The sequence below is a fragment of the Globicatella sp. HMSC072A10 genome (genome assembly GCF_001811625.1).
Taxonomy (GTDB): Bacteria; Bacillota; Bacilli; order Lactobacillales; family Aerococcaceae; genus Globicatella; species Globicatella sanguinis.
Window position 1 is genome coordinate 32,199 of sequence record NZ_KV805723.1, and the last position, 6,000, is coordinate 38,198.

Consider the following 6,000-nt stretch of genomic DNA (forward strand, 5'->3'; position numbering starts at 1 on the left):
TCTATCATTACTTTTCTATAAATGTACAGTCTATCTATTAGATTATATCATTTAAGCCATTGAATTAAAAGCATTCCTTTCTATAATTTTACTAGTTTATTAACGGTAAATGATACTGTCTTATTAAAGCGTATTCAAAACTTCGCCAATCCAGTATTACTCTTAATGACTAGAAAGCATATCTGCTCACAATCTATAAACATACAGTTAAAACTCTTCTCAATTGTTAACTAATATCAGCGAATAGAACTGAGACATCACTTTACTTAACTTCAGTCGTTGTTTGTTAATCGATTCTTTTCATATTTATCCCAAGCCACTAAGGGCTTCAGAAAGTCTCTTGCATGCTTCGTAAAAATAGGTATATTGGTAGTTTTCTACTCTTTAAGTTAGGTAATGATTAGCTAATTAGATAAAATGAAAAAATTATTTATGGGGATAATGCATGTCGAATGTTAATGCCTTTAAAGGGAATAACCATTATTTCAATGGCTCCATTGTCTGCAGTCGTTAGATAAGGGATTTGTTCTTGTTGTAAAAGCATCGTGACTTCTTGATGAGGATGTCCATAACGATTGTTTTTCCCTACAGAAATAAGCGCCATTTCTGGTGTTGTTTGCTCAATTAGTTGTTTACTAGTACTAGTATTGCTGCCGTGATGGCCAACTTTTAACAGATTGATATCCAAATTAGGTGTTGTCATTAATAATTTCTGCTCACCATTTTTTCCTAAATCTCCCATATTTAAGAATGAACGATTCGATAATTTTAGCAAGGTAACAATTGAACTTTCGTTTAAATCATCCCTTGGCGCATTGGTGTCATACCATCCCCATAAAGTATGAGGGATAATCGTCTGCCAACCGGACGCATCTAAAATAGTTAATGGCAGCTGATTCTGATAAGGTGCCATTACTTGTTGCCAGTTTTGATGTTTGAATCCTATATTGGAAATAACGATTTCTTTCACAGGGATGGTTTTGATAATTGACGGCAAATTAGCAAAGTGGTCTGCATCAGGATGGGTAATGACAATCCCTTCTAATTGCCGAACGCCTAAAGCAGCTAAAGCAGGCAAAATGGTTTTCTTGGCAAAATTTTCTTCTGGCTGATTTTTGGAATCATTTGCATCACGATTCCAAGAAACTTTACCTCCGACATCGATTAACCAGCCTTGATTAGAAAAGGCAGCTTGGTATAAAACAGCATCGCCTTGTCCAACATCTAATACTATTATCCGCTCAAAATGACATCTTCCACTTATTAAAATCAATCCTATATAGCTGATAATGGTGAATTTCCACGCTTGTTGCCAATCTACCAACCATCTACCTGCAACTGCCATCAATACGATGACTAAAACCCAAGAATAATGACCGACTAATATTTTCGGTTGGAATAATTCAATCGGTTCAAGTAGAAAATCCAAATTCTGAACGAGTAGCTGTCCTTTTGGCGAAAAAGATAGGAGCGTTAATAATACAGCTAATGGAAAAATGCCCCAATCAAACACTTTGCCAATAATCAGACCCCAAATTAATTGGAGAGGATACCAATAATAATTTTGTCGCATCGTGATGGGCCAAGTAAATAGCGTACAGATGATGGCTAATTGGATGGATTGCGAAAAAGGTAAGGGTTTCGGAATTTTTTCAAAAAAAATCAAAATATACGAGATTAAGAAACTTAATTGAAAGCCCGTGGATAACACAATTCTAGGATTGAACCAGAGAAAAGCCAAAACCAACAAACTTAAATTATCCAATCGAGAGAGTGACCCATATTTTTTCAGAAAGTGACTCCCAACGCTTCTTACTACCCCAACTGGAAAACAGGTTAAAAAGGTATAGCCAATTAACAATCCATCTATTATCAGACTCCCTACCTCATTAATGATTCCCAAACGTCGTAATAAATAATCGATATTGTTTTTTATTAAAGTGACATGAAAACCCGAAATAGCAAAAAAATGAATGATGCCAAATTCTATTAAGCGTTCACGGTGCGTCTTATATTGAGTGGATGTTAAATTCCAAATTAAGCGATTATAAAGACTGAACAAACGAATATGATCTAATTTTTGAAAATGATTTAACAATCGCCATCGCCAATTTAGAAAATAACTACATAAATTTTTAATCGCTTGAGCTCTTTCAATTGTTTTAATTTCAATTTGATAATCAATGTTTTGTGATTGTAAATATTTTCGATAATTGAAGCCACCAAAATTTCTAGCACCTTCTGGTATCGTTAAACGCCCTTTTACTTCCAATAAGGTCACTTGATCCAATTGATGAAGTGTTGATAATTGACTCCCTTTAACATTGATAGTTAACCATTCTCCTTGTGACCATAATTTGGCTCGTCCCGTTATATATTCTTCATCGCCATTTAAGTATATCGGGTCTATTTGCAATAAATAAATATTTTCCTCTTGCGATACTAGAGGTTGCGTTCGGCTTCTAAAGGTGACTACACTACTGATTACAATAACGATGAAAACAAATTGTTTCACTATTTTTGTTAAAAACAGACAGCGGATAAAAAAAGCAACCCCTAGTAATCCCCATCCCCAATGTTGTGTTAACCAAAAATTTTGAACAATATATGCCATAATAGCCAGGAAAATCCATTGATTGTTTAAATATTTCATCTTGATTATCCTTTGTATCATTATTGTACCGAAATCATACTTGATAACTTATCAAAAGTTTTTTGACCAATGCCACTAACATTCATTAAGTCTTCAATTGTTTGATAAGAACCATATTCCTCACGATAGTCGATAATTGCCTGAGCCTTTTTTTCACCAATACCAGGCAGTAAAGTCAATTCGGCTACATCCGCAACATTAATATTAATTTTTAATTCATTATGAGGATCTTCATCTATTTCATTAGCAAAATGATTGACCATCGAAAACTCTTCTACCAAGGTTTGATTTATGTTTGGCACCACTATCACCATTTGATCACTAAGTAATAAAGCTAAATTCAATTGGTCTTCATCGGCTTCATTGGTTAACCCTCCGGCAGACTCAATCGCATCCATGACCCTCGCACCATTTGATAATTGATAAACACCCGGATTTCTAACCTCACCTTTAACATCTACATAAATAATCATTTCTTGGGTTGTTATTTCCGTTGTGTCAGTAGTCGACATGGTTAAGAGAGTCTCATCCGTTATCGTCTCTCCGCTTTCTGATAAAAACGATACAGTTTCTGGTTGATTTTGAAACAGAAAATAAACGATACCTAAAATAAATATCACAAGCATCACTTTGTTTTCTTTGAAAATATCGATAATTTTATTCACATCTCTCCCCCTTAGCTAATAGATTATTTCTTAACATAATCCTTCACGGCAAGTTATGATTAACTCATTATTATCTATAAATACGTAAACTTTCGCGAATACACTATTTATTAAATTTTGTGAAATATTTTTCATTTTATTATAAAAATTATCTATGAAAGGCTTCACATTAAATTAGCCCTATGCTATAATTTAGCTATCAAGTTTAGGAGGAATTTCACATGAAATTATCAAAAATCGTTTTATCTAGTTTATTAGTGTTATCAGCTGCTACTGTAGCTGTTCCAGTAGCGACACAATTTACTGGTGATATTGCTATTGTTCAAGCTCAAGAAGAAGCTGTCACAATGCGTCGTTACTATACTGCCGCCCACGGAGACAAAGCCTTCACTGCTGTAACTGTTTTATTACAAGGTGACAAATTAGTCGATGCTGTAATCGATGAATTCCAATTCGTAGCTAAAGATGGTGGCTTTACAGCTGTTCCAAACTCAGATGCTGATTTTGGTGCTGGCTATGCTGAAGGTCAAGTATTAGTAGGTAAATTAGACAACGATGAAGGTTACTCTAAATTAATGGCTGAAAAAGCAGGCTCTACTGTCACAATCGGCGAAAACTTTAAAGCGATTATTGAAGCTGCTAAAGGAAAAACTGCTGATGAAATCTTAGCTTTAGTAGAAGAAGTTGACGGATTAGGTGAAGATGGGAATGTATCTGATGTTGTTTCTGGAGCTACCTTAGCGGATACATCAGGCTACTTAAAAGCAATTGCTGAAGCAATCACTGAAGGTCATGAATTTGCAGGAGTTGAGGCTAATGCTGATAATTTAGTATTAAAACAAGAAATTGCGGCACCTCACGGCACTAAATCATTTGCTTTAGTATGTGCTGCAGTAGATGGTGATAAAATTGTTGCTTCTGCCATTGACGAATTCCAAATCGTTGAAGCTGGTGGCAACTTTACAGGTGTACCAAACTCAGATGCTGAATTTGGAAAAGGAATTGCGGAAGGTTCAGTCTTAATTTCTAAGATTGCTAACAATGAAGGCTATTCTAAATTAATGGCTGAAAAAGCTGGTTCTACTGTCAGCTATTTAGATAACTTAAACGCGGTTGCAGCTTATGCTAATGGTAAAACGATCGAAGAATTAAAAGCTGGCATTGATGAAGTTGCGGCTTTAGGTGAAGACGGGAATGTATCTGATGTTGTTTCAGGTGCTACTTTAGCTGATACGGCTAACTACTTACAAGCCATTGTAGAAGTTGCTGAAAAATAATGGATTAATCAAATAATCTTTGCCAGGAGATAAGAGCGTGACTAAGATATCGTAATGAAATAATTTTCACTGTGTCACCCTACTCTTAATCAAACAGCATAATTGAGTGATAAAATTCGGTATTTGACCGGAAATTATCACTCATTTTTTTATACCTTCATATAGGAAGCATCTCATAGATTGAATAACTTTCAACGACCATTGCATACGAAAAAAAGAGAGTTGGCGAACAGTAGAGAATCGATTGATTTTCTACTGCTTGCCTACTCCCTATTCTCATAACATCCAAAAGATAATTATTAATTCGCTATTTATTCTATTTGTGTATCCATCACTAAGACCACTACTAAACGAACATAGGCAGTATCATCAACTCTAAAATCCGTTGGCGAAGCAACGACCTTAATGTATTGACTATTAAAATTTTGATATAGGTCAGCATATGTTGAAGTTTCAAAAGCTCTATACAAATAATCAGCTAAGATTTCTGGTTTTAGCCAGGTTGAAAGATGGATATCATCAGCAGCAATATATAATTCATAAAGATTCTCGCCTAATCGACTACTTGCATGCTCAATTTCAAATAGGCTACGAAAGTCTTGATTATCAATTGTTTGAGCACCTAAATAATGATAGTCTGCTAATTCGTTAATTCTTTGGTCAACACCGGTTGCTAAATGATAACCTACCGATAATAATGTCCAATTATTAGCAGCGCGTGTTTGATTAATTAAAGTTGTAAAATGCTCATTAAGACTGTCTATATCCAGTTGTTGATTAAATTGTTGAGCTACTTCCTGTGCGTATAAATAATTTACGGATGTTAACACCGCTTCATCAAGTGTCCTAGGTGATTTTGAAGTAGCATTTTCAGTACCAATTTTTTTACCGGTTGATTGATTAGAAATTTCTTGCTGGTTAGCCCCTAAAATTTGTCGAGTAATTTGAAGTCCCTTATCAACTGCTGAACGGTCTGCCTGACTCACAATCTCATGAATTGGTTGTCGATTGTTCCAAAATAGGAAGCCCCAAACGAATATAATAAATAAAAGTTTTATTAAATTAGAAATTATTTTATTCATTCAAATGCCTCCTTGATGCTTTCTTAAATTGTATCAAAGTGTTATTGAAAGTCTATTACTATTCGATTACAAATTAAACAATCCATCGCTGCTACTCGATTTAATCAATAAAAAGTTGCCTGTACTGGAGCGATAACTTGGCTCTATACTTTTTGAGGTGAACGAACAAAGTCATTTCTGTTCACCCACACACTTTGACAAAGAGCCGATAAACTTATCATGATAGTACAAGCAACTTAATTTATATTATACAGTTTTTAAGTTTATTAAACCAACATCGGATTAGACCAAAAGTAGAAAATTGAATAATTTTCGCTTCGTCG

At 34.6% G+C, this 6,000-nt stretch carries 4 protein-coding genes; 1 reads left to right on the plus strand and 3 read right to left on the minus strand.

What is annotated here, in order from left to right; translation table 11 throughout:
- Positions 1-430: 430 nt before the first annotated feature.
- Entirely contained in the window at positions 431-2,653 is a 2,223-nt protein-coding gene (locus tag HMPREF2811_RS05605; protein WP_071408471.1) for a ComEC/Rec2 family competence protein, read from the minus strand.
- A gap of 20 nt (positions 2,654-2,673) precedes the next feature.
- Complete coding sequence (locus tag HMPREF2811_RS05610; RefSeq protein WP_084801972.1) at positions 2,674-3,318, minus strand: helix-hairpin-helix domain-containing protein; 645 nt, start codon at positions 3,316-3,318, stop codon at positions 2,674-2,676.
- Positions 3,319-3,539: 221 nt separating this feature from the next.
- On the opposite strand from HMPREF2811_RS05610, the gene HMPREF2811_RS05615 reads away from it, so the two are divergent.
- Positions 3,540-4,595, plus strand: a complete 1,056-nt coding sequence (locus tag HMPREF2811_RS05615) for a hypothetical protein (protein ID WP_084801974.1) — start codon at positions 3,540-3,542, stop codon at positions 4,593-4,595.
- A 311-nt stretch (positions 4,596-4,906) separates the two neighbouring features.
- On the opposite strand, the gene HMPREF2811_RS05620 is transcribed toward HMPREF2811_RS05615, so the two are convergent.
- The gene (locus HMPREF2811_RS05620) at positions 4,907-5,677 is read right to left on the minus strand and encodes a hypothetical protein (RefSeq protein WP_071408472.1); all 771 of its coding nucleotides are present in this window, start codon (positions 5,675-5,677) and stop codon (positions 4,907-4,909) included.
- Positions 5,678-6,000 lie beyond the last annotated feature (323 nt).